Annotated in this window: 19 protein-coding genes and 1 pseudogene; 5 read left to right on the top strand and 15 right to left on the bottom strand. The window is 60.7% G+C overall.

Translation table 11 applies throughout. The features are described 5' to 3' along the window. Window positions 1–145: 145 nt before the first annotated feature. Window positions 146–679, top strand: coding sequence for an ankyrin repeat domain-containing protein (locus tag ACX0MV_RS15785; protein WP_458983461.1), 534 nt, complete (start codon window positions 146–148; stop codon window positions 677–679). Between the two features lie 207 nt (window positions 680–886). Then, a complete protein-coding gene (locus ACX0MV_RS15790; RefSeq protein WP_458983462.1) occupies window positions 887–2,644 on the top strand; it encodes an N-acyl-D-amino-acid deacylase family protein in 1,758 nt (585 codons plus the stop codon). A 75-nt stretch (window positions 2,645–2,719) separates the two neighbouring features. Here the strand turns inward: ACX0MV_RS15790 and ACX0MV_RS15795 are convergent, their stop codons facing one another. From ACX0MV_RS15795 to ACX0MV_RS15805, 3 genes are all read right to left on the bottom strand, one after another. Next, window positions 2,720–3,673, bottom strand: a complete 954-nt coding sequence (locus ACX0MV_RS15795; protein WP_458983463.1) for an FHA domain-containing protein — start codon at window positions 3,671–3,673, stop codon at window positions 2,720–2,722. Window positions 3,674–3,795: 122 nt separating this feature from the next. Further along, window positions 3,796–5,334: a serine/threonine-protein kinase gene (locus tag ACX0MV_RS15800; RefSeq protein WP_458983464.1), complete on the bottom strand. Its 1,539-nt coding sequence runs from the start codon at window positions 5,332–5,334 to the stop codon at window positions 3,796–3,798. A gap of 18 nt (window positions 5,335–5,352) precedes the next feature. Further along, window positions 5,353–6,135 (bottom strand): PP2C family protein-serine/threonine phosphatase, encoded by a 783-nt coding sequence (locus tag ACX0MV_RS15805; protein WP_458983465.1) that lies wholly within the window; start codon window positions 6,133–6,135, stop codon window positions 5,353–5,355. Between the two features lie 476 nt (window positions 6,136–6,611). Here ACX0MV_RS15805 and ACX0MV_RS15810 point away from each other — a divergent pair, with 476 nt between their 5' ends. Next, entirely contained in the window at window positions 6,612–7,052 is a 441-nt protein-coding gene (locus ACX0MV_RS15810) for a GNAT family N-acetyltransferase (RefSeq protein WP_458983466.1), read from the top strand. A 45-nt stretch (window positions 7,053–7,097) separates the two neighbouring features. Here the strand turns inward: ACX0MV_RS15810 and ahpF are convergent, their stop codons facing one another. The 3 genes from ahpF to ACX0MV_RS15825 form a co-directional block, all read right to left on the bottom strand. Continuing rightward, window positions 7,098–8,651, bottom strand: coding sequence for an alkyl hydroperoxide reductase subunit F (ahpF, locus tag ACX0MV_RS15815; RefSeq protein WP_458983467.1), 1,554 nt, complete (start codon window positions 8,649–8,651; stop codon window positions 7,098–7,100). A gap of 165 nt (window positions 8,652–8,816) precedes the next feature. Beyond that, window positions 8,817–9,380 carry an alkyl hydroperoxide reductase subunit C gene (gene ahpC, locus ACX0MV_RS15820; protein WP_458983468.1) on the bottom strand — a complete coding sequence of 188 codons (564 nt, stop codon included), beginning with the start codon at window positions 9,378–9,380 and terminating at the stop codon, window positions 8,817–8,819. 193 nt (window positions 9,381–9,573) lie between these two features. Further along, window positions 9,574–10,539 carry a zinc-binding dehydrogenase gene (locus ACX0MV_RS15825; protein ID WP_458983469.1) on the bottom strand — a complete coding sequence of 322 codons (966 nt, stop codon included), beginning with the start codon at window positions 10,537–10,539 and terminating at the stop codon, window positions 9,574–9,576. Between the two features lie 127 nt (window positions 10,540–10,666). Here ACX0MV_RS15825 and ACX0MV_RS15830 point away from each other — a divergent pair, with 127 nt between their 5' ends. Both ACX0MV_RS15830 and ACX0MV_RS15835 read left to right on the top strand, forming a co-directional pair. Then, window positions 10,667–12,748 (top strand): carboxy terminal-processing peptidase, encoded by a 2,082-nt coding sequence (locus ACX0MV_RS15830; RefSeq protein ID WP_458983470.1) that lies wholly within the window; start codon window positions 10,667–10,669, stop codon window positions 12,746–12,748. Between the two features lie 103 nt (window positions 12,749–12,851). Next, complete coding sequence (locus tag ACX0MV_RS15835) at window positions 12,852–14,615, top strand: bifunctional diguanylate cyclase/phosphodiesterase (RefSeq protein ID WP_458983471.1); 1,764 nt, start codon at window positions 12,852–12,854, stop codon at window positions 14,613–14,615. Here the strand turns inward: ACX0MV_RS15835 and ACX0MV_RS15840 are convergent. From ACX0MV_RS15840 to ACX0MV_RS15880, 9 genes and pseudogenes are all read right to left on the bottom strand, one after another. Beyond that, window positions 14,612–15,736 carry a GNAT family N-acetyltransferase gene (locus ACX0MV_RS15840; protein ID WP_458983472.1) on the bottom strand — a complete coding sequence of 375 codons (1,125 nt, stop codon included), beginning with the start codon at window positions 15,734–15,736 and terminating at the stop codon, window positions 14,612–14,614. The genes ACX0MV_RS15835 and ACX0MV_RS15840 overlap by 4 nt on opposite strands. A gap of 259 nt (window positions 15,737–15,995) precedes the next feature. After that, on the bottom strand, window positions 15,996–17,333 hold the full coding sequence (locus ACX0MV_RS15845; protein WP_458983473.1) for an OprO/OprP family phosphate-selective porin: 1,338 nt from the start codon (window positions 17,331–17,333) through the stop codon (window positions 15,996–15,998). 209 nt (window positions 17,334–17,542) lie between these two features. Next, a pseudogene (locus tag ACX0MV_RS15850) lies at window positions 17,543–17,632 on the bottom strand (HvfX family Cu-binding RiPP maturation protein); the annotation flags it as partial. 86 nt (window positions 17,633–17,718) lie between these two features. Beyond that, window positions 17,719–18,417 carry an HvfC family RiPP maturation protein gene (locus ACX0MV_RS15855; protein WP_458983474.1) on the bottom strand — a complete coding sequence of 233 codons (699 nt, stop codon included), beginning with the start codon at window positions 18,415–18,417 and terminating at the stop codon, window positions 17,719–17,721. Next, the gene (locus tag ACX0MV_RS15860; protein ID WP_458983572.1) at window positions 18,414–19,256 is read right to left on the bottom strand and encodes an HvfB family MNIO-type RiPP peptide maturase; all 843 of its coding nucleotides are present in this window, start codon (window positions 19,254–19,256) and stop codon (window positions 18,414–18,416) included. Before ACX0MV_RS15860 ends, ACX0MV_RS15855 begins: the two co-directional genes overlap by 4 nt. Before the next feature lie 21 nt (window positions 19,257–19,277). Further along, window positions 19,278–19,607: an HvfA family oxazolone/thioamide-modified RiPP metallophore gene (locus ACX0MV_RS15865; protein WP_458983475.1), complete on the bottom strand. Its 330-nt coding sequence runs from the start codon at window positions 19,605–19,607 to the stop codon at window positions 19,278–19,280. Window positions 19,608–19,786: 179 nt separating this feature from the next. After that, on the bottom strand, window positions 19,787–20,017 hold the full coding sequence (locus tag ACX0MV_RS15870) for an anti-sigma factor family protein (protein ID WP_458983476.1): 231 nt from the start codon (window positions 20,015–20,017) through the stop codon (window positions 19,787–19,789). Beyond that, window positions 20,011–20,622: an RNA polymerase sigma factor gene (locus ACX0MV_RS15875; RefSeq protein ID WP_458983477.1), complete on the bottom strand. Its 612-nt coding sequence runs from the start codon at window positions 20,620–20,622 to the stop codon at window positions 20,011–20,013. The genes ACX0MV_RS15870 and ACX0MV_RS15875 overlap by 7 nt, the downstream gene beginning before the upstream one ends. Beyond that, window positions 20,622–21,743 (bottom strand): beta-ketoacyl-ACP synthase III, encoded by a 1,122-nt coding sequence (locus tag ACX0MV_RS15880; protein ID WP_458983478.1) that lies wholly within the window; start codon window positions 21,741–21,743, stop codon window positions 20,622–20,624. The genes ACX0MV_RS15875 and ACX0MV_RS15880 overlap by 1 nt, the downstream gene beginning before the upstream one ends. Window positions 21,744–21,820 lie beyond the last annotated feature (77 nt).

Genomic DNA, 21,820 nt, shown 5'->3' on the forward strand with positions numbered 1-21,820 from the left:
CCGCATGTCGCGTGTCAATAGCGCCTACGGAACGATCGCCTCGCTTATGAACCTAATCGAAAATGCCAATCGGCCCTGGTAGATCATCAAGGCTATGCTCCCCGGCCAAGGCTAGGCGATACCCACGACATTCAAGGAGGACTCCATGAGCGCATTGACTATGCATATCGGCGACAACGAGACCGCACTGGACGAAGAAACCCTGGCGTTTGCCCACAAGGTTTTCGATTTGGCGCGCAACGGCGATGCGAAAACCCTGGGCGCCATGCTGGACCACGGCTTACCGGTCAATATGCGCAACCACAAGGGTGACAGCCTGTTGATGTTGGCCGCTTACCACGGCCATCTCGATGTGGTTGAAGTTCTGCTGAAACACCACGCCGACCCCGATCTGCGTAACAACAGCGGGCAAACGCCGCTGGCCGGCGCGGCCTTCAAGGGCAATCTGGAGATGCTGCAACTGCTGCTGGAAAACGGCGCGGATGTGGAAGGCGCAACGCCAGACGGCAAAACCGCGTTGATGATGGCCGCCATGTTCAACAACACCAAGGTCATCGACCTGCTACTGGCCCATGGTGCCGATCCTCAAAGCCACGACAATGCCGGCCTGACGCCGCTGCAGGCTGCCCAGCGAATGGGCGCGCTGCAAGCTGCCGAGCGGCTGTTACACGCCCGTTAGCGATGCAGCAAAGGGTAGCTGCGTTCAGACAGCTACCACGAAGAGCCAGCAGCGGCTGGTTCCAGTACTGACTCTCGCGCCGCCATCTTAATCGGGCAATGCGCACGCATGGCCTGACCGAATCGGCGCAGGCTTGTGCACTTTCGACACCACCCTCCCCGCCACCGCCGTCTAGGCTTCAGCCACCCACATGACTGGAGTGCGCTGATGTTCGATGTGCTGATCAAAAACGGACTGTTCTTCGATGGCAGTGGCGCCCCAGGGGTGATTCGCCACCTTGGCATTCGCGACGGCAAACTGCTGCGCATCAGCGCCACGCCGCTGGATGAAGCAGATTGCTGCAAGGTGATAGATGCGGCGGCGCGCTGGGTAACGCCGGGGTTTATCGACATCCACACCCACTACGACGCAGAACTGGTGGCAGCGCCCGCGCTGAAGGAATCGGTACGCCACGGCGTGACGACGGTGATGATCGGCAGCTGTTCGATCAGCATGGTGCTGTCCAGCCCGGAGGACTGCTCGGACTTGTTTACCCGCGTCGAGTCGGTGCCGCGCGAACACGTACTGCCGCTATTGAATGCGCGCAAAACCTGGAACAGCGCCAGTGAATTTGCCGATTTCCTCGACCGGCATCCGCTGGGGCCAAATATCTGCTCGTTTCTCGGCCATTCCGACCTGCGCGTTGCCGTGCTGGGTCTGGAGCGTGCGGTAGACGCCAGCGTGCGCCCTAGCGAAGACGAGCTGCAGCGCATGCAGTGCTTGCTGGAGGAGGCGCTGGACGAAGGGCTGCTTGGGCTGTCGAGCATGACCAATCCCTGGGACAAGCTTGACGGCGAGCGTCAGCGCTCCAAGTCGCTGCCGTCGGTGTATGCGCCATGGACTGAATACGCGCGCTTGAACAAGGTCCTGCGCCGCCGAGGACGCATTCATCAGGGCGCGCCGAATCTGGTCACCAAGTTCAACGTGCTGGCGTTTCTTTGGGACAGCATGGGCTGGGGGTGGCGAAAACCGCTGAAAACCACCCTGATCACCTTGATGGATGTGAAAGCCGACCCTTGGCTGGCATCGCTGCTCGGCCCTTTGACGCGCTGGATCAATCGTCTGACCCGTGCGGATTTCCGCTGGCAGACGCTGCCGGTGCCGTTCGAAACCTATGCCGACGGCATGGAGTTCGTAGTGTTCGAGGAATTTCCCGCGGGCCAGGCCGCCCTGCACCTGGCCAATCATGATTTGCGCAGCGAGCTGTTCCAGAACCCGGCTTATCGACTGCGCTTTCGCCAGGATGTGGAGAAGAAATTCGGCCCGCGTGTCTGGCACCGCGATTTCGACGATGCCTGGATAGTTGACTGCCCGGATCGCAGCGTGATTGGTAAAAGCGTTGGCGAACTGGCCACGACCCGTGGCGAGCACCCTGCCGATCTGTTTCTCGACCTGCTAGTAGCCCACGGGCCTCGCCTGCGCTGGCGCACGATGATCGCTAACCATCGCCCCGAGATAGTCGAGAAACTGGTGTGCGAAAGCAGCACCCTGATTGGCTTTGCCGACTCGGGCGCGCATATCCGCAACATGGCTTTCTACAACTTCGGCCTGCGCCTGCTGAAACTGGTACGTGACGCCTCGCTGCGTGGGCAAGCGGTGATGCCGGTGGAAACGGCGATCTGGCGCCTGACCGGCGAGTTGGGCGAATGGTTCGGGATCGATGCCGGCCGGCTGTACGAAGGCGCGCGGGCCGACCTGGTGATCATCGACCCCACCCGGCTGGACGAGTCCCTGGCGGCTTATCAGGAGGCGCCGATGGAAGCCTTTGGCGGTTTGCAGCGTATGGTCAACCGTGGCGAGGCAGTGGACGCCGTGCTGATCAACGGCCAACTGGCGTTCGAGAATGCTGAGTTCGCCGAAGGCCTGGGCAAAACCCGTGGCTTCGGGCAGTTCCTGCGGGCGGGATCAGCACCGACTCCGTCCTAGGCCCCATTCATCACACTGACCGTGCTAAGAGACCGCCCTGCCCGCTGCGCGGGTAAAGAGCGGATTATTCGCCGCTTAAAGCCAGTAGATACCCAGCACAGCAGCCGCCCCAAGCAGCAGCACCGAAATCACCGGCATGATCAACCGCCCAAGCGCCGACTCGCCGCCCGCCTCGGCTTCAGGGGTATGCATCGGATTAGCCTGCGCTGCACTGCGCATCGGATTGGCACGTACCAGCGGCTGGCTAACAGCCGGTTGTGGTACGGGCGTTTCGGCTGCTTGGCGTAATACCGGGGCCGGCGATGCCGAAACCGGAGCGGGTGCGGGTGCGGGTGCGGGTGCGGGTGCGGGTGCGGATGATGGCTTGGGTAGATCGATGGCACGCATGAATACCGTGGCGTCTTCGTCTTCCGCTTCTGCCACCGTGACTTTTGGCCCAATCACCAGCAAGGTCACCGAGCCGAGCTTGAGCTGGTCGCCGGGCTGAAGCACCGCCGTGTTCACCCGCTGCTGGTTGACCAGTACACCATTGGCCGACGCCAGGTCCTTGACCTCCAGCACATCGTCCTTGAGGTAGAACTCGCAATGCCGGCGGGAAAGCTCCATATCGCTGAAACACAGGTCACACTTGACCGAGCGGCCGAACGTCATCGAACCGTTGATGTGAAATTTCTTGCCTTCATGCTCGCCCTTGACGACTTGCAGAAACCACCGCGGCGCGCTGTCGGTCTTGGTCTTGCTCTTGGCAGGGTCGACGAACAGCAGCTCCACCGCGCCGAGTCGAACACGATCCCCCGCGCGGATCTGGAACCGTGCGCCGACGCGCTCATCATTGACGTAGGTGCCGGTCTGGCTACCGAAGTCGGTGAGGTAGTAAAAACCATGATCCTGGCGGATTTCGGCATGGAACGGGCCGATGCCGGCATCGGGCAGGACCAGGCTGTTACGAGTGTCCTGGCCAATGGTGAAGCGTTCGTCGACAAGCCAGATAGGAGCCTGGCGGTTGTCGTTGAAGTGAATCCTGAGCATACGGCGCATACCTCAATCAGTGATGCAAAGCCCACGGCCTGATGGCAGGCCGGTCCACAGCTAGGCGCTCCAGCAGCTTGCCTGGCCGAGCGTGAGCTGCCAGCAAGCGGCATGTGCGCCACTCAATTCTTGAATATGTTGTTCCACAGGCGCTTGATTGGGTTCTGCGTGCTCGTCTGCTGTTGCGCTGAGCTGGTAGAACCGCTGCGCGCCTTGGCGGGAGCACGACGCACCTGTGCCACACGGCTTCGACGTTCGTGATCGTCGTAAAGTTGCAGCAGCTGCTCATTTGCCGGTTCCACTTCGAGGCCATGCTTGATGTACTCGAGCGCCAACGCGAACTCACGACGCTTGTAGGCGCTCTCCGTCTGCTCGACGAACCGCTGCGCGACCCGGTTGATGCCGGCCAGCGCAAGCAGGTTTTCCGGCTCCCAGGCCAGAACCTGGCGGTAGTAATACGTGGCGCTGTCATCTTCGGGCAGCAGCAACTGATCGGTTGTCATGCGCTGCTCTGCCAGTTCCAGATAACCATTGATCCGCGCTTGCAGGACGCGATTGAGCCCGTCCAGCGCCTGGGGATTGTCGGCATCAAGCAACAACGCCTGGCGGAAAAAGTAGTCGGCGTTATCTTGGGTCGGTTCGAGCAGCTTGCCCTCGGCAAGGCGTTGCTCCGCGACAGCCAGGTAATCGGTTATCTGCTTTTGCTGGTAAGCGTAGTAGCCGGCCGTGGACGCGCCGCCGAATACCAACATGCCGAGCAGCAGCCACAGCCAGAGAAAACGCCGCCCCTTGCTCGCGACACCGCCACGCTGCGGTTTGGCCAGCAGCACTGCCGGCGCGACACGGGTGTTGTCGGGGTCCTGCTCGTACAGCTCGTCGAGGCTGGCGAGCAGCACTTTGCAGTCGCTGAAACGCTCGTCGGGGTCTTTCGCCAGCATGCGATTGAGCAGCCATTGGTAGCTCTGCAAATGCGCCGGCAGGATCGGCAGCGCCATCTGGATATGGTTCATGACGGTCTGCGGATAGCTGGCGCCCCGGTAGGGGTTATTGCCAGTGAGCATTTCCAGGAGGATGACGCCCAGGCTGTAGATATCGCTGCGCGCATCCAGCGGCTGGCACTGCGCCTGCTCGGGGCTGCTGTAGGCCGGGCTGCCGACGGCGATTCCGATCTGAGTGAGGTCCTGGCCGAGTTCGACCTCCTTGGCCACGCCGAAGTCGGTGATGACAGCCGTGCCGTCGTCGCGAAACAGGATATTGGCCGGCTTGATGTCGCGGTGCACCAGGCCTTTGTCATGCACCACAGCGAGGCCGCTGGCGATCTGATGAACAATGCGCAACGCCCGCTGCGGTTCGAAAATCTCGCCCCGGTGCCGCGCCAGATCACCGCCGGGAACGAATTCCATGGCCAGGTAATAACGGCCGTCCAACAGCTGGTTGATGTCGTGAATGGTGATGATGGAGGGGTGATGCAGGGAGGCGACGATGTGGCCTTCCTTGATGAATCGCTGGCTAAACGCCTGGTCGTTGGCGCTCAGCAGAACCTTTACCGCCACCTTGCGATGCAGCGATTCCTGGGTAGCCAGGAACACTTCGGCCATGCCGCCTTGACCAATGCGAGCGTGCACTTTGTAACCGGGAATCGTAAGCAACTGTTCAGTCATGGATTGGCGCACATCAGATTAGGGCTTGGGGTTGAATAAGCGCCGGAAGAAGCCGCGCGGCCTGGCACCTTCGCTGGGCTGGGTGGCGCTACGCCCGAGCACGATACAGGAGATATTGTCTTTGCCGCCCATTCGATTGGCCAGCCCAATCAGTTCAGCGACCAGATCGTCGAGGGTGTGGGCAGTGCTGCAGATTTCATGGATTTGCCGGTCGTCCAGCTCGCCGGTCAGGCCGTCGCTGCATAGCAGGAGCAACTCGTGGGCACCCAAGCTGCCGCGTTTGACGCTCACCTCGAGCGCCTGATCGTCGCGGCCGAGGCATTGCAGGATGACGTTGCGCTGAGGATGACTGCGCGCAGTTTCGACGCTCATTTCGCCGGCGTCGATCATGGTTTGCACCCAGCTGTGGTCGCTGGTCAGCGGCTCGATATGGTCGACATTGACGCGGTAGGCACGGCTGTCGCCGACCCAGGCGATCTCGAACTCAGTGCCAATGAACTGCACCGCCACCAGGGTGGTACCCATGCCGCGGCCCTGAGTGTTGTGCGCAGCAGCATCGAGAATCGCATTGTTGGCCGCATGGACCGCTTCCACCAGCGCAGCGCCTTCGGCGCAGGCCCGGTGCAGAGTTTCCAACGCCAGCGCACTGGCGACCTCGCCACACTCGTGGCCGCCCATGCCGTCGGCAACGGCCCACAAGTTCAGCTCCGGGCGGCACAACAACGCATCCTCGTTATGCCCGCGTACCCGGCCCGTGACGCTTTTTCCGGCGTATATCAGTGTTTTTTCAATCAAGGTCATCGACTGGCTTCTGTAACCTGGAGAACGGCCGCGCTAACCACCTACGACCACACAATTGGCCCATGATGCGATTCCAGCCGCGTGATGTCACCGTTAACGGCGGTTTTTGCCAGTGAACTGTTAACCAGTCGAAGGCCTGCGCGCAGCAAAATGCGCGACATGCCGGGCAAATCCGGCAGCTTTTGCCTAAGCAGGCGTAGACTGGCAAAACACCGACGCCATGTGCTCGAGGAGGTGAAGATGCGGACAAGCCACACCTATAGGCATCAACCATGCAGCATCTATCGAGGCAACGATCATGAGCAAAGGTATGGACTCGAAAAAGCAGGACAAGAAAAAACCGCTGAAAACCTTGCAGGAAAAGCGCCTGGCAAAAAAGGGCAAGCAACCTGACAAAGGTTTGCTCGGCAGTCACTGACCATAGCCGCATCTGCACGGGCCATGCCTGTGCAGATGCGATAGCCGATTTGCCCGCCATGACCGATTTGCGTGTTCGCTGTCTACCCGCCCCGCTTCGCCCCCTCGCGAACAAGTTCTACCGAGCCCACCGCAGCCCGATGCGCGCCCACGCGGACGATCAGGTTTGGGTTGCCGAGCATGGGGAAATTGCCGCAGCGCTGTGCCTGCGCGTTATAGCCGGTGGCCACTGGTTGACCGGTCTGCTGGTCGCGCCTGATGCCCGCGGTCAGGGCCTGGCCCGAGCACTGGTCGAGCATGCGCTGGCCGAAACAACAGCGCCGGTCTGGCTGTTCTGCCATCCGCAGCTGAGCGAATTCTATCGGCGCGTGGATTTTCTACCCGCGCTGGGGTTGCCCGCCGAGCTACAGCAACGCCTGTTGCGCTACCAGCGCAGCAAAACCCTGGTCGCGCTGATGCGCGTTGCACCGGAGCCGCTGCCGCTCAACGCACGCCCATAAAAAAGCGAACAGCCTTTGCAGGCTGTTCGCTGGGTTATCGCCTGACTACGAGCGGATCAGGTGATCGAACGCGCTCAGCGATGCCTTGGCCCCTTCGCCGACCGCAATCACGATCTGCTTGTACGGCACCGTGGTGACGTCGCCCGCCGCGAAGATCCCCGGCAGCGAGGTTTCGCCACGCGCATCGACGATGATTTCGCCACGGTTGCTCAACTCAACGGTGCCCTTGAGCCAGTCGGAGTTCGGCAGCAGGCCGATCTGCACGAAGATGCCTTCCAGCTCGATGTCGTTGAAGGCGTCCGAGTTGCGGTCCTTGTAGACCAGACCGCTAACCTTCTGCCCGTCGCCTTTCACTTCGCTGGTCAGCGCGCTGGTGATGACGGTGACGTTCGGCAGGCTGTGCAGCTTCTTTTGCAGCACGGCATCGGCACGCAGCTGGCTGTCGAATTCGAGCAGCGTGACATGGGCAACGATGCCAGCCAGGTCGATCGCCGCCTCGACACCGGAGTTGCCGCCACCAATCACCGCCACACGCTTTCCCTTGAACAACGGGCCATCGCAATGCGGGCAGTAGGCCACGCCCTTGCCGCGGTATTCCTGCTCGCCCGGCACGTTCATCTCCCTCCAGCGTGCGCCGGTGGCGAGAATCAGCGTCTTGGCCTTCAGCGAAGCGCCGCTTTCGAACGTCACCTCATGCAGGCCGCCGGCCTCCTTGGCGGGTACGATCGCGCTGGCGCGCTGCAGGTTCATGATGTCGACGTCGTACTGCCTGACGTGTTCTTCCAGAGCGCGGGCCAGCTTCGGCCCCTCGGTTTCCTGCACCGATATGAAGTTCTCGATGGCCATGGTGTCCAGCACCTGGCCGCCGAAGCGTTCAGCTGCCACACCCGTACGGATGCCCTTGCGCGCGGCGTAGATTGCTGCCGCAGCACCGGCTGGGCCACCGCCCACCACCAGCACGTCGAAGGCTTCCTTGGCGTTGAGCTTTTCGGCATCGCGAGCGCTGGCGCCGGTGTCGATCTTGGCGAGAATTTCTTCCACACCCATGCGGCCCTGGCTGAACAACTCGCCGTTCAGGTAAATGCTCGGCACCGACATGATCTGCCGCTCTTCGACTTCGCCTTGGAACAACGCGCCGTCGATGGCCACGTGGCGGATGTTCGGGTTGAGCACTGCCATCAGGTTCAGCGCCTGGACTACGTCCGGGCAGTTCTGGCAGGACAGCGAGAAGTAGGTTTCAAAGCTGAACTGGCCCTGGATGCCCTTGACCTGTTCGATCACGTCGGCATCAAGCTTGGAGGGGTGGCCACCGACTTGCAGCAGCGCCAACACTAGCGAGGTGAATTCATGGCCCATGGGAATGCCGGCAAAACGTAGGCCGATATCCGCACCGGGACGATTGAGCGAGAACGACGGCTTGCGGATGTCGCTGCCGTCTTCACGCAGGGTGATCTTGTCGGTCAGGCCGACGATGTCGTGCAGCAGACCACTGAGCTCACGGGATTTGTCGCTGTCATCAAGGGACGCGACGATCTCGAACGGCTGAGTGACCTTTTCCAGATAGGCCTGTAATTGGGCTTTAAGCGTGGCGTCCAGCATGATTCAGGTATCCCATTGACAAAATTCAGGAACAAAAACGCCCGGACGGATCGCGCCCGGGCGTCGGGCACTAGAAGGGCCGGGTTACAACCCCTTAAGCGCGTGGATCAGCAGATGACACTGGAGGAACCGGGCGGGCGGAATCCGCGGCGGCTCCCGAGTGTTTTAGATCTTGCCGACCAGGTCCAGCGAAGGAGCCAGAGTCTTCTCGCCTTCCTTCCACTTGGCCGGGCAGACTTCGCCTGGGTGGCTGGCGGTGTACTGAGCGGCCTTCAGCTTGCGCAGGGTCTCGGATACGTCGCGGGCGATTTCGTTGGAGTGGATTTCCACGGTCTTGATCACGCCTTCCGGGTTGATCAGGAAGGTGCCACGCAGTGCCAGACCTTCTTCAGCGATGTGCACACCGAAAGCGTTGGTCAGCACGTGGGTGGGATCGCCGATCAGCGGGAACTGAGCCTTGCCAACGGCCGGGGAAGTTTCGTGCCAGACCTTGTGCGAGAAGTGGGTATCGGTGGTGACGATGTACACCTCGGTGCCCGCCTTCTGGAACTCGGCGTAGTTGTTGGCGGCATCTTCGATCTCGGTCGGGCAGTTGAATGTGAAGGCTGCCGGCATGAAGATCAGAACCGACCACTTGCCCTTCAGGGACTGCTCGGTGACTTCGATGAATTTGCCATTGTGGAAAGCGTTGACCTTGAACGGTTGAACTTGAGTATTGATGAGAGACATCTAGACGCTCCTTGGGGGTGATGAAAAGGGTGATGGAAAACTTGACCCGAAGAATCCTACCGCACTTCGGCAAGGAATCTTATTGATTGAAGCCATGGCATTGATAAGCCGGCTCAATCGTACCTGCACAAACAATTTCAAAATCAGCCATTTAGCGGCGCGTGAAGCAAAGCTTGCCAGTTAGCTGCACCGCCTAGCTGAGGCTGTCATCTATGACCAGCACCAGCTTGCCATTGATCTGGTTACTTGCAAGCGCTGCAAAAGCTGCTTCGGCGTCCTTCACCGGATAGGTGCCTTGCAACTGAGGCCGCAACCGACCCTCGGCAAATAGCGGCCAGACATGCTGCTGCAGATCACGCAGCAAATCCGCCTTGAACTGATCATCGCGATTGCGCAAGGTCGAACCGGTCAGCTGTGCACGCTTGGCAAGCAGCAGCGCCATGTCCAGCTCGGCCTGGCGCCCACCCATCAAACCGATATTCACCCAGCGACCATCAAGGGCGAGCAGCTGCAGATTGAGCGCAGCGTAGTTGCCGCCCACCGGATCGAGGATCACATCAAACGGAGCGAAGTCGCGCAGCGCCTGCAGGCCATCGTCACCGCGCAGCGCGCCGCCCTGGGCGCCCAGGCTTTCGCAATAGGCGAGCCGGTCAGCCGAACCGACGCTGACCCAGCACGGGTTGCCAAACGCTTTGCACAGCTGGATGGCAGCCGAACCGACGCCGCTGGCGCCGGCATGCAGCAAAACCTTTTCGCCAGGCGTGAGCGCACCCAGCTGAAACAGATTCAGCCATGCGGTTGCATACACTTCCGGCAGGGCCGCCGCTTCATGCAGGGACACCCCGTCCGGAATCGGCAGCGCGTGCCGCGCATCGATCACCACCTGCTCGGCCATGCCGCCGCCGGCGAGCAGCGCGCACACTCGATCGCCTACTTTCCAGTCGCAACCGGCGCCCACTTCGCTGACAACCCCGGCGCACTCCAGGCCCAGAATTGGGCTGGCGCCTGGCGGTGGCGGATACAGCCCGGCCCGCTGCAACAAGTCGGCACGATTTAATCCAGCAGCCGCCACGCGAATGCGGATTTCCCCTACATCACAGGCGGGGACAGGCTGTTCTGCCCATTCCGCACGCCCTTCAACGCCTTGCAATGCCTTCACGCTGCCTCCATAGTGCAGTTAAACCGAGCCCGGCGTGACCGCTGGGCTTTTGCATTGCGCCGATGGAACCTGGCGCCCTTACAGATGGCCTAATATGCGTTATCAATTGCCCCTGCGTCGAATCAGCTTGAAGCGATCCCTGTTTGCCACCCTTCTCGCCCTGAGCGTTGCGTCAAGCGCTCTGCCGGTGTCGGCGAAAACCACCAGTGCTGATCCGTGGGAGTACCTGCAGCCTGATCGCGAGCAGGTCATCGCCAGCCTCAACGTGGTCGAATTGCTCAATCGCCACCACTACAACAAGCCCCCGTTGAACGATGCGCGCGCGGCAAAGATTTACGACGGTTATCTGAAGATGCTCGACCCGTCGCGCAGCTACTTCACTGCCGGCGATATCGCCGAGTTCGACCAGTGGAAGACCCAGTTCGACGACTTTCTCAAGAACGGCAATCTCGAGCCGGGCTTCATCATCTACAAGCGCCATCTCGAGCGTTTGCAGGGGCGCCTGGAGTTCGCTCTCGCCATGCTGGAAAAAGGCGTCGACAAGATCGACTTCAACGTTGATGAAAGTCTGCTGATTGAGCGTGAGGACGCGCCCTGGGCCAAAGACGTCGCCGCACTGGACGATTTGTGGCGCAAGCGGGTGAAGGATGAAGTGCTGCGCCTGAAAATCGCCGGCAAGGAACCAAAGGCAATCCAGGAGCTGCTGATCAAACGCTACAAGAGCCAGCAGGCGCGCTTGCAGCAGACGCGCGGCGAAGACATCTTCCAGACTTACATCAATGCGTTTGCCATGTCGTACGACCCGCACACCACTTATCTGTCGCCGGATAATGCGGAAAACTTCGACATCAACATGAGCCTGTCGCTGGAAGGCATCGGCGCGGTGCTGCAAAACGATAACGAGCACGTCAAGGTCGTCCGCCTGGTTCCGGCCGGGCCTGCGGAGAAAAGCAAGCAGATCGCCCCGGCGGACAAGATCATCGGCGTGGCCCAGGGTAACGACGAAATCGTCGATGTGATCGGCTGGCGTCTGGATGAAGTGGTCAAGTTGATCCGCGGCCCGAAAGGTTCGCTGGTACGCCTGGAAGTGATCCCGGCCAGCAATGCGCCGAACGATCAGACCAGCAAGGTGGTGAACATCACCCGCGAGGCGGTCAAGCTTGAGGAGCAGGCCGCGAAGAAGTCGGTGCTGAAACTCAATCACGACGGCCGTGACTACAAGCTGGGGATCATCGAAATCCCTGCCTTCTATCTGGACTTCAAGGCCTTCCGGGCCGGCGATCCGAATTACAAAAGCACTACCCGTGACGTCAAACGCCTGCTGACCGAACTGGAAAAGGAAAAGGTCGACGGCGTGGTCATCGACCTGCGCAATAACGGTGGCGGTTCGCTGCAGGAAGCCACCGAGTTGACCGGGCTGTTCATCGATCAGGGGCCGACCGTGCTGGTACGCAACAGCGACGGTCGCGTCGATGTGCTGGCTGATGAGGATTCCGGGGTCTATTACACCGGGCCGATGGCCGTGCTGGTCAATCGTCTGTCCGCTTCCGCCTCGGAAATTTTCGCGGGTGCCATGCAGGACTATCACCGCGCATTGATTCTTGGCGGTCAGACCTTCGGCAAAGGCACGGTGCAGACCATTCAACCGCTCAACCATGGCGAGCTGAAACTTACTCTGGCCAAGTTCTACCGCGTATCGGGGCAAAGCACCCAGCACCAGGGCGTGATTCCGGATATCCAGTACCCGGACATAATGGACACCAAGGAAATTGGTGAAAGCGCCCTGCCCGAAGCCATGCCGTGGGACAGCATCAAGCCTGCGATCAAGCCCGAGCGCGACCCGATCAAGCCCTTCCTGGCGGAACTGCAAAGTCGCTATGAAGACCGCACCGCGAAAAACCCGGACTTCACCTTCTCCCGCGAACGCCTGGCGCTGGCGCAGAAGCTGATGAGCGAAACCAGCGTCAGCCTTAACGAAGCTAAGCGCCGCCTGCAGCAAACCGATATCGAGCAGCAGCAGCTGGCTATCGAGAACAGCCGTCGCAAGGCCAAGGGCGAGACCCTGCTCAGCGAGCTGAAAAAAGAAGACGAGGACGAAACTCCAGTTGAACCGGAAAAGACCAAGCCTGAAGACGACGCCTTCCTGGCTGAGGCAGGGCATATCCTGCTCGATTATCTGGGCTTGAGTTCGCGCGTCGCCAAGCAATAGCGAACGCTGCGGGCTGTCATTAAACAGTCATCGAACTGTCGTGAAATGCAGGGGCTGATAGCGATATCAGCCCCTTTGCTTTTTATGGAAATCGATAACCGCCATGAACGTCACCGAGCAGTTGAGCGCCCTGGATCAGATCCTCGCTCACGGCGACTTGCACAGTCTGTTTCAGCCCATCGTCTGCCTGTCGGAACGACGCATTCTTGGCTATGAAGCGCTGACCCGCGGGCCTTCGAACAGCCCTCTGCACTCTCCACTGACCTTGTTCGCCGTGGCACGTCATGCTGGGCGCTTGAGCGAGCTGGAAGTTGCCTGCCGCAAGAATGCCTGCCGGCGTTTCAGTGAGCTGAAGCTTGAAGGCAAGCTGTTTCTCAACGTGTCGCCGGACTCGCTGCTGGAGCCCAGCCACCAGCCTGGACGCACCTTGCAGTTGTTGCAGGCGTACGGCATACCGCCGAGCCAGGTGGTCATCGAGCTGACCGAGCAATCGCCCACCGATGATTTCGCGCTGCTCGACACCGCGCTCCACCACTACCGGGCGATGGGATTCTCGATTGCACTGGACGACCTAGGCGCCGGCTATTCCAGCCTGCGGCTGTGGTCCGAGCTGCGCCCGGACTACGTGAAGATCGACCGTCACTTCATCGACGGCATTCATCAGGACGCTGTCAAACGGGAGTTCGTCGGCTCCATCCTGAAGATGGCCAAGGCCTCGCGGGCCCAGGTGATCGCCGAAGGTATCGAGCTGGAGGAAGAACTGGCGGTGCTGGCGGAGATGGGCATCGACTTGCTGCAAGGCTATCTGCTCTGCCGCCCGCAAGAAAACCCGCCACGCGACGGCTATGCAATGTTGCCCAAGTTCGACAGCGCCCCCGGCCCGCTAAGCGAAGAAAACAGCGACCTGCACGCGCTACTCATCACTCAGCCAGCGGTTTCCCTGAGCACCCCCATTGCCGAAGTGCTGGAAGCGTTTCGTGCGCAAGCCAACCTCAATTCCCTGGCGGTGCTGGACGAGCACCAGCGGCCGGTCGGCATCGTGCACCGCTACTCGCTATCGGAAACCTTGCTCAAGCCGTTCGCTGCCGACTTGTTTGCCCGCAAACCGATCAGCCGGCTGATGAGCGAAGACTTCCTCGCGGTCGAACGCAGCCAGTCGCTGCAGCGGGTCAGTCGCCTGCTGACCAGCCGCGCACGCCAGCGCATCGAGGAAGACTTCATCGTCACCCAGGACGGTACTTACCTGGGGCTCGGTCGGGTGATCGACGTGCTCAAGCTGATAACCGAGCTGAAAATCCAGCAGGCGCGCTACGCCAACCCACTGACCTTATTGCCCGGTAACGTGCCCATTCAGCAATGCTTGACGCGCCTGTTGCAGCAGAATCGTGAAGCGCTGATCTGCTATGTCGATATCGACAACTTCAAACCCTTCAACGACCTCTACGGCTACGCCAAGGGCGACGAGGTGCTGCTGAGCCTGGCGCAATGCCTGAACGAGCGGGTCGACCCAGTGCGCGACTTCGTTGGCCATATCGGTGGCGATGATTTCTTGCTGGTGCTCGGTTCGGCCGATGGCCGACTGCGGCTTAACCGGCTGCTGGAAGATTTTCAGAACCAGTGTCGGCGCTTTTACCGCGAGGAACATCTGCACGCAGGCTGCTTCTATGCCCACAACCGCCAGGGTCAGCGGCAGGAATTTGCCCTGCTGTCTTTATCGGTGGGTGTGGTGCACCTGCATCCGCAGCATTGCGCGTTGCTCGACGCGGGCCAACTGGCCGGCATGGCGTCGGACGCCAAACGCCAGGCGAAGGAAGTGCCCGGCTACAGCCTGCACACGATAGATACGCAGACGTTGTTCGCCGATTAAGCCTGCCGATAGGGCAGCAGGCCGCGGGCTTCTTCGGCATAGGCGTGCACGCCGATACGCTCGCGCTCGAGAAAATCCACCACCGCAGCGCGCAAGCCTGGGTGGCACAGGTAGTGCCAGGAATGGGTGATAACTGGTTCGAAACCGCGAATCAGTTTGTGCTCGCCCTGGGCACCGGCATCGAACCGCTGCAACCCGTGGGCGATGGCGTAGTCCATGCCCTGATAGAAACAGGTCTCGAAATGCAGGCGATCGAACTCCGCCAGGCAACCCCAGTAGCGCCCGTAAAAACTATCGCCGCCCACCAGGCTGAATGCCATGGCCACCGGCTGGCTGCCCTGAAATGCCAGGACGACGCGGATCATCTCGGGCATGCGCTCGGCCACTAGGCTGAAAAACGGCCGGGTCAGGTAGGGCGACTGGCCGCGTACGTGGTAGGTATTGGCGTAGCACTGGTAGACGAAGTCCCACTCCGCCTCACTCAGTTGGTGGCCTTCGCGCCAATCGAACTCGATACCCTGCCCTGCTACTTGCTCGCGCTCCTTGCGCATCTGCTTGCGCTTGCGCGAACTCAGGCCATCAAGAAAATCCTGAAAGTCGCGATACCCCTGATTGCGCCAGTGGAACTGACAACCCAGGCGCTGCAGCCAGCCGTCGCGGCCCTGCAGCAGCGCATCGTCAGCGGTGCAGGTGAAGTTGATGTGCAGACCGGAAAGACCTTGGCGCTCGAGATCCGCCGTGAGCTCATGAAGCAGCTGCCCTGCCGCCGCTGGATCGCCGAGCAACCGCTGGCCACCCACCGGCGAAAACGGCACGGCACCGAGCAATTTGGGGTAATAGGCGATACCCGCGCGCAGGCAGGCATCGGCCCAACCGTGGTCGAACACGTACTCGCCGTAGGAATGGCTTTTTAGGTAGGCAGGCATCGCGGCCAGCACCTGACCTTGTCCATCCAGCAACACTTGGTGAGCCGGTTGCCAGCCGCTGCGCCCGCCGACGCTGCCGCTTTCTTCCAGCGCAGACAGAAACGCATGACACAAAAACGGTTGTGGCTGGGCACACAACGCATCCCAGGTCAGGGCGGGGAGACTGGCGAGCGACTCGATGGCAGCGATGGGCATGCGGGCTTCCACTGGATGATGGGATAAAGGCAACGCCTGCGCAGGCGTCGACAATCTATCGCTAACAGCGCCGACGCACGATAGGGCTCGCTCGCCCCGTGCACAAGCTTCTAGAGTTATCGGAATCCCCGTTTGCCTGGTGGCGTTGCAAGCGCCCTACTCTTCCACCCCTAGAAGTGCACGCAAAAAAAAGCCCCGCACAAAGCGGGGCTCAAAAAAGGAGCAGCGGAGTAAAGCGGGACTATTTCTAAGTCCTAGATTAGAAGACGTATTGCAGGCGACCGATGATGGCTTTGCCGTCGTCCTGGACATCCACACCGTCTACCTGCGATTCGGTATCGAGGTTTTCTACTTCGTAGTCGACGTAGTTCAAGCTCATGCGAACGGCTGGAGTAGCGAAGTAGTTGACGCCGACCACCATGGCGCTGGCTTCGAACTCATCACTGGCATCAGCCGCTACGACGCCGGCCAGGCCCAGGCTGCCTGGAATGGCATCTTCGTCAGAGTCGATGGTGGTGTTCTCGTAGCGAGCGAACACTTCCCAGGTGCCTTTCATATCGGTCGGCTTGTCCCACTTGCCGTCGCTGCCCTTGTAGCCACGTGCAGCGCCGATCATGTAAGAAACCTGTGCGGTGTAACCGTTCATGTCGACATCGGAATCAAGCCCGGCATCCGTCTCGCCAGCGATGCTGCGCTGGAAGTATTCAGCCTGACCACGCAGACCACCGAACTGAGCACCCGACTCCAGTACCCACTCGCTGTCTTTGTCTGCCACGTCCACATCGGCGAAGGTCAGGCGGAAATCGTTGTCGCTACGAATACCCATGCGAGTACGGGCGCGGGCACGGTCATCGTCCGAGCTGCTGTCGTGGTAGTTGGCCGCCAGGTGAACGACGTCTGTACCGTCCAGATAAGGAGCCCAATGCGCACGCAAGGTGTAACCGAACAGCTCATCGTTGCCTTCGGACTCGTAGTTGTTGTTGTTGTCGCTTTCGTCGTAGGTCGCAACTTGAGCCATCAGGCCGTAGCTGTCGCCGGAGTGCTTGAAGTTCACACCAAACTGGGTGTCTTCGTCACCATGGAGGAAGTCGTACATGAACGGACGCTCAATGGCGGTAATCCACGACGAGCTTGTGCTGTTTTCCAGGCCGTAGTCGACACCGAAGCGGCCAACGGTAAAGGTGCCGAAGTCCAGGCCGGTATAGGCGATGAAAGCACGGTCAACAGCGGTGTTTTCACCGGCGGCAGAACCGTCGTAGCTCAGGCGCAGGCCCCAGTCCCAATCGCTGTAAGCGGTGCCTTCCAGGCCGAACTCACCACGGCGGATAAAGGTGTTAAAAGTGTCGTCGAAGGGATCGTTCTGATCCGCAGCCATCAGGCCATCGAAGTTGGTGGCATCCCACTGCAGCTTACCGCTGAGTTTGAAGCTGAATGCTTTGTCGGTGGTGGCGACTTCGAGGCCACCCTTGGTCTTGATCACGATATCGGCGCCGTCAGATGTGACAGTACCGGCGAAAGCCTGGGCGGAAACGGCCAGAGCCAGAGCGCTGGTTGCGAAGCCGGCCATTACTCCACGAAAGCTGTGCTTACGGATCATCGAAGATTCCTCTAAATGGACTTTTAAGTGTTGAAAACACCCGAGCGCTGGGGCTCGTTCGTGCTGGAGGGAATCTTGGCGGGGGGTTATTTCAGCTCAGTTGCTGATATATAAAGATTTGATTACAGCGGAACTTTTTACTCCGTTTATCTATAAGCAGCGGAAGTCGCTCTAGGCCGGCACTTCCCAGTGCGCCCCGTGCCCTTGCGCTTATGCATGCCGGCCATCCAGAACACCGGCACCAAGTACAGGCGTAGCAGCAGCGGGCCGAGAAAATCCAGGCGACGAGAAGCGTCCAGGGCGCCCTAGAAACGATTGAAAAAGCTCAGCATGGTGAATCTCCACAAGCTGGCGCTTGGCGCCGAGGGTCAGATACAGCGAGGGATTAAAAGCGCCAGATGCCCTGGTTATACCAGTCATCCAGCAAAGTTTTGGCGTTGTTGAAATAGGCGTTGTCGGCGTTTAGGCCATGCTGCAGCGCCAGCTCCAGCAGGGCCGGCTCGGCAGCCTCACCGGCCTGCAGACGTGCCGCCAACTGATAGGCGAACGGACTGAGCTGCATAAAGCGCACCTTGTCTTGCCCGTCCCGCCAGACCAGCAGACAGGTCGGCTCGGCATCTGGCGCACAAGGTTGAAAGTCCACACCAATGCGCTGCACCGGCCACTGGTAAGCCAGCGGCCAGGCCAGTGGCGACCAACCCTGCGCAGGCACTTCGGCCTCGCTGACATCCAGCGCCAACTCGACCCACTCGTAATGCGCCAGTTCGAGGATAAACGGCGGATCGCCCGCCTCGGCGACATAGCCCTGCTGCAACCAGGCGAGAAACTCCTGGCTGATCTCAAGAAAGTACGGCGTGTGCGCCTGATGCTCGGCGATAAAACTGCGCACCAGGCGTTGCCAGCGATTGGCCTCGATCAGCCGGTGCAGCACCGGGAAAGCACCACTGATAAAGCCTTCGATATTGTTGAAAAACAGCGTTTCATACACCGCCATACGCTCGGCGGTAATGCCGTCGAGCAAGGAATGCTGCGCAGGCTGGCGAATACGCGCGGCAAAAGCACGCTGTGCTTTTACGCCACTCATGTGCCATAGCCTCTTAGCGGAGCCGCTGCCGCTTGCAGCTGACGGATCTGCGCCACCTCGGCATACAGCTCGGCAATCGGCGGGAAGTTGAAATCCCGTTCCAGCAAGGTCGGGCGCACGCCATGCACGGCGTAGGCCTGTTCCAGCAGCGCCCAGACCGGGTCGATCACCGGCGCGCCGTGGGTGTCGATTTTCAGATCGCTGGCCTGATCGTAATGCCCTGCCACATGCAGATAGGCGATGCGCGCACTGGGCATGGCTGCGATATAGGCGGCCGCATCGAAGTTGAAATTGATGCTGTTGACGAAGACGTTGTTTACGTCCAGCAACAGCTGGCAGTCGGCCTGCTCCAGCACCGCGCTGACAAACGTCGCTTCATCCAGCTCGCCCGGCAACTGCGCGTAGGCCGAGACGTTCTCGATGATCAGTGGACGCTCCAGCACGTCCTGCACGATGCGCACGCGTTCGGCAATGCGCAGCACCGACTCCTCGGAAAAGGGCAGCGGCATCAGGTCATACAGCTGACCATGGTCGGCGCAGGCCGATAGATGCTCGCTGTAACCGCGCACACCGTGCTGCTCGAGAAAGCCCTTGATGGCCTTGAGCAGCTCGATATCCAGCGGGGCAAAACCACCGAGGTTGAGGGACAGACCATGGCAAAGCAGTGGCAGGCGCTCGCTTAAGGCATGCAACTGCTTGCCCAAACGCCCGCCCGCGCCGATCCAGTTCTCCGGCGCCACTTCGAGGAAATCCACCTCGGCTGCGCTGCAGTCCTGCAACACGCCGAGCAGGCCGCGCCGCAGGCCCAGCCCGGCGCCACTGACGAAATGCTCCGGCATGTGCTGCCCTCGCACGCTCATTTACTCGGCTTTCTCGGTTTTATCCGCGCCGCATTTACCTTCACCGCACTTGCCCTCACCACATTTGCCTTCGGCGGCGGCCTTGGCGCTGGCTTTATCGTCTGCACCACACTTGCCTTCACCGCACTTACCTTCGCCTTCGGCCTTCATTTCACCGCCACACTTGCCCTCGCCACAGGCGCCTTCCGCGGCTTTCTCGCCGGCCGCCAGGCTGTAGCCGCCACTCAATTCCTGCGCAGTAAAGGGGTTGCCGGCCGCTTGTGCGGTGAAGGCCGTGCTGCTCAACAGCGCGGCGCCAAGGGTCGCGACAACAGCGTTCAAGTGCTTCATGGTCAATCTCCAGGTCGTTTCAGGATCGGGCCGGTTGGCCTCTCGCCACAATGGACGAGGCAGTTCGTCGCGCGTTACACGCAGCAGTGTTTTTTTGCATGGGATAAGCCGCTCAAATATCGACCCGCCGGCTAACCTGCGCTGGCAGCGCAGAGATCACGGGCGTGAGCACGAGCCGCTCAGGGATGGCGGCGCTTCTCGGCAAGCTTGGTCGCCAATGCATCAAGGTCCGCGCGCTGACCTGACGGCAGCTGGCGCAGCACCGCCTGACTGAGGCGCATCTGGCGGATGAAACGGCGGCAATTGCGACACATCGCCAGGTGCGCGTGCACACCCAGGCGCTGTCGCAGGCCGAGCTGGCCGTCGAGAAAATCACTGGATCGGGCAACCAGTTCCTTGCAATTCAGCATTGGCCGGTCTCCTCAAAATGCTCCAGGGTGGCAAACACCTTCAACCGCGCGCGGTGCAGCAACACCCGTACATTGGAGAGCGAGACGTCCAGAAGATTACAGATTTCCTGCAGCTCCAAGCCCTGCTGCTCGCGCAACTGCAGCACGCTGCTTTGCAGCTGCGGCAGGCAGGCCAGGGTTTTCTCCAGGCATTCGCGCAGCTCGGTCTCGGTCAGCAGCGCTTCGGGCGTGTCCTGATGCCAGGCATGGGGTGCTAGCAACCAGTGGCCGTCGTCGGCAAAACGCTCGTCGCCAACGCTGCCGTGGGGCGACGGAATATCGTCCAGCAACACTTCGCGGCGGTTGTGTTTGAGGCGCGTTTTAGCAGTGTTGGCGGTGATGGTCAGTAGCCAGGTCTTCAGGCTCGAACGCCCCTGAAAGCCTTCGAGGTTGCGCACCACGGCAAGCCAGGCGTCCTGCACCACTTCATCGGCATTCCGGCTTCCAACAATGGCGAATGCCACCGCGCGCATCGCGCTCTGATGGGCGGCGACCAGCTCGCGAAAGGCCTTTTGCTCACCCGCCAACAGGCGAGCGAGCAAGACGTGGTCCGCCGGGTAATCCATCAATGCTTGCGCAGGATCACGCTGCCGATCGAATAGCCCGCACCGAACGAGCTGAGTACACCCAGCGCGCCGCTGGGCAGGTCGTCCTGGTATTTGTGCAGGGCGATCACCGAACCGGCCGAGCTGGTGTTGGCGTAGGTGTCGAGGATGACCGGCGCCTCGTGCGGCTCGGCGTCGCGGCCGAGCAGCTTGCGGGCGATCAGCAGGTTCATGTTGAGGTTGGCCTGGTGCAGCCAGAAGCGTTTGACGTCCGCGACGTCGAGGTCGTTTTCCTGTAGGTGCACGCCGATCAGCTCGGCCACCATCGGGCAAACATCACGGAACACCTTGCGCCCTTCCTGTACGAACAGTTTGTCCGGGGCACCAACGCCCTCCTCCGCAGCGCGGTTGAGGAAGCCGAAGTTGTTGCGGATGTTGTTGCTGAACTGGGTCAGCAATTTGGTGCTGATGACATCGAATTGATACTTGGAGGTGGCCAGGTCGGCACGCTCGATAATCACCGCCGTGCAGGCATCACCAAAGATGAAGTGGCTGTCGCGATCACGGAAATTCAGGTGACCGGTACAGATCTCCGGGTTGACCATCAGAATCGCCCGCGCCTGGCCGAGCTGTACGCTGTTGGTCGCCGCCTGGATGCCGAAGGTGGCCGAGGAGCAGGCGACGTTCATGTCATAACCGAAACCCTGAATCCCCAGCGCAGCCTGGACTTCGATGGCAACGGCAGGATAGGCGCGCTGCAGGTTGGAGCAGGCGACGATCACGCCATCGATATCGGCTGCCGTCTTGCCGGCCCGCGCCAGCGCTTCCTGGGCGGCACCGATGGCCATCTCGCAGAGAATTCCCCACTGCTCGTTGGAGCGTTCCGGAATACGCGGGGTCATGCGTCGCGGATCGAGGATGCCGTCCTTGTCGATGACGAAACGGCTCTTGATCCCGGACGCTTTTTCGATGAATGCGCTGTTCGATTCGGTGAGTGCTTCGACTTCGCCTCGGGCAATCGCGTCGGCGTTGTCGGTATTGTGGAGCTGCACATAGGCGTTGAAAGCTGCCACCAGCTCGTCGTTGGAAATACTGTTGGCCGGGGTGTACAGACCAGTGCCACTGATTACGACGTTGTGCACGGGGCGCTCCTCTTATCAAGCCGCCGCAGCAGCCATATGTAGGGTGATTCCGGGCCCGCAGGCCACAGGGACAATAG

It is taken from the genome of Pseudomonas cistanchae (assembly GCF_054483635.1).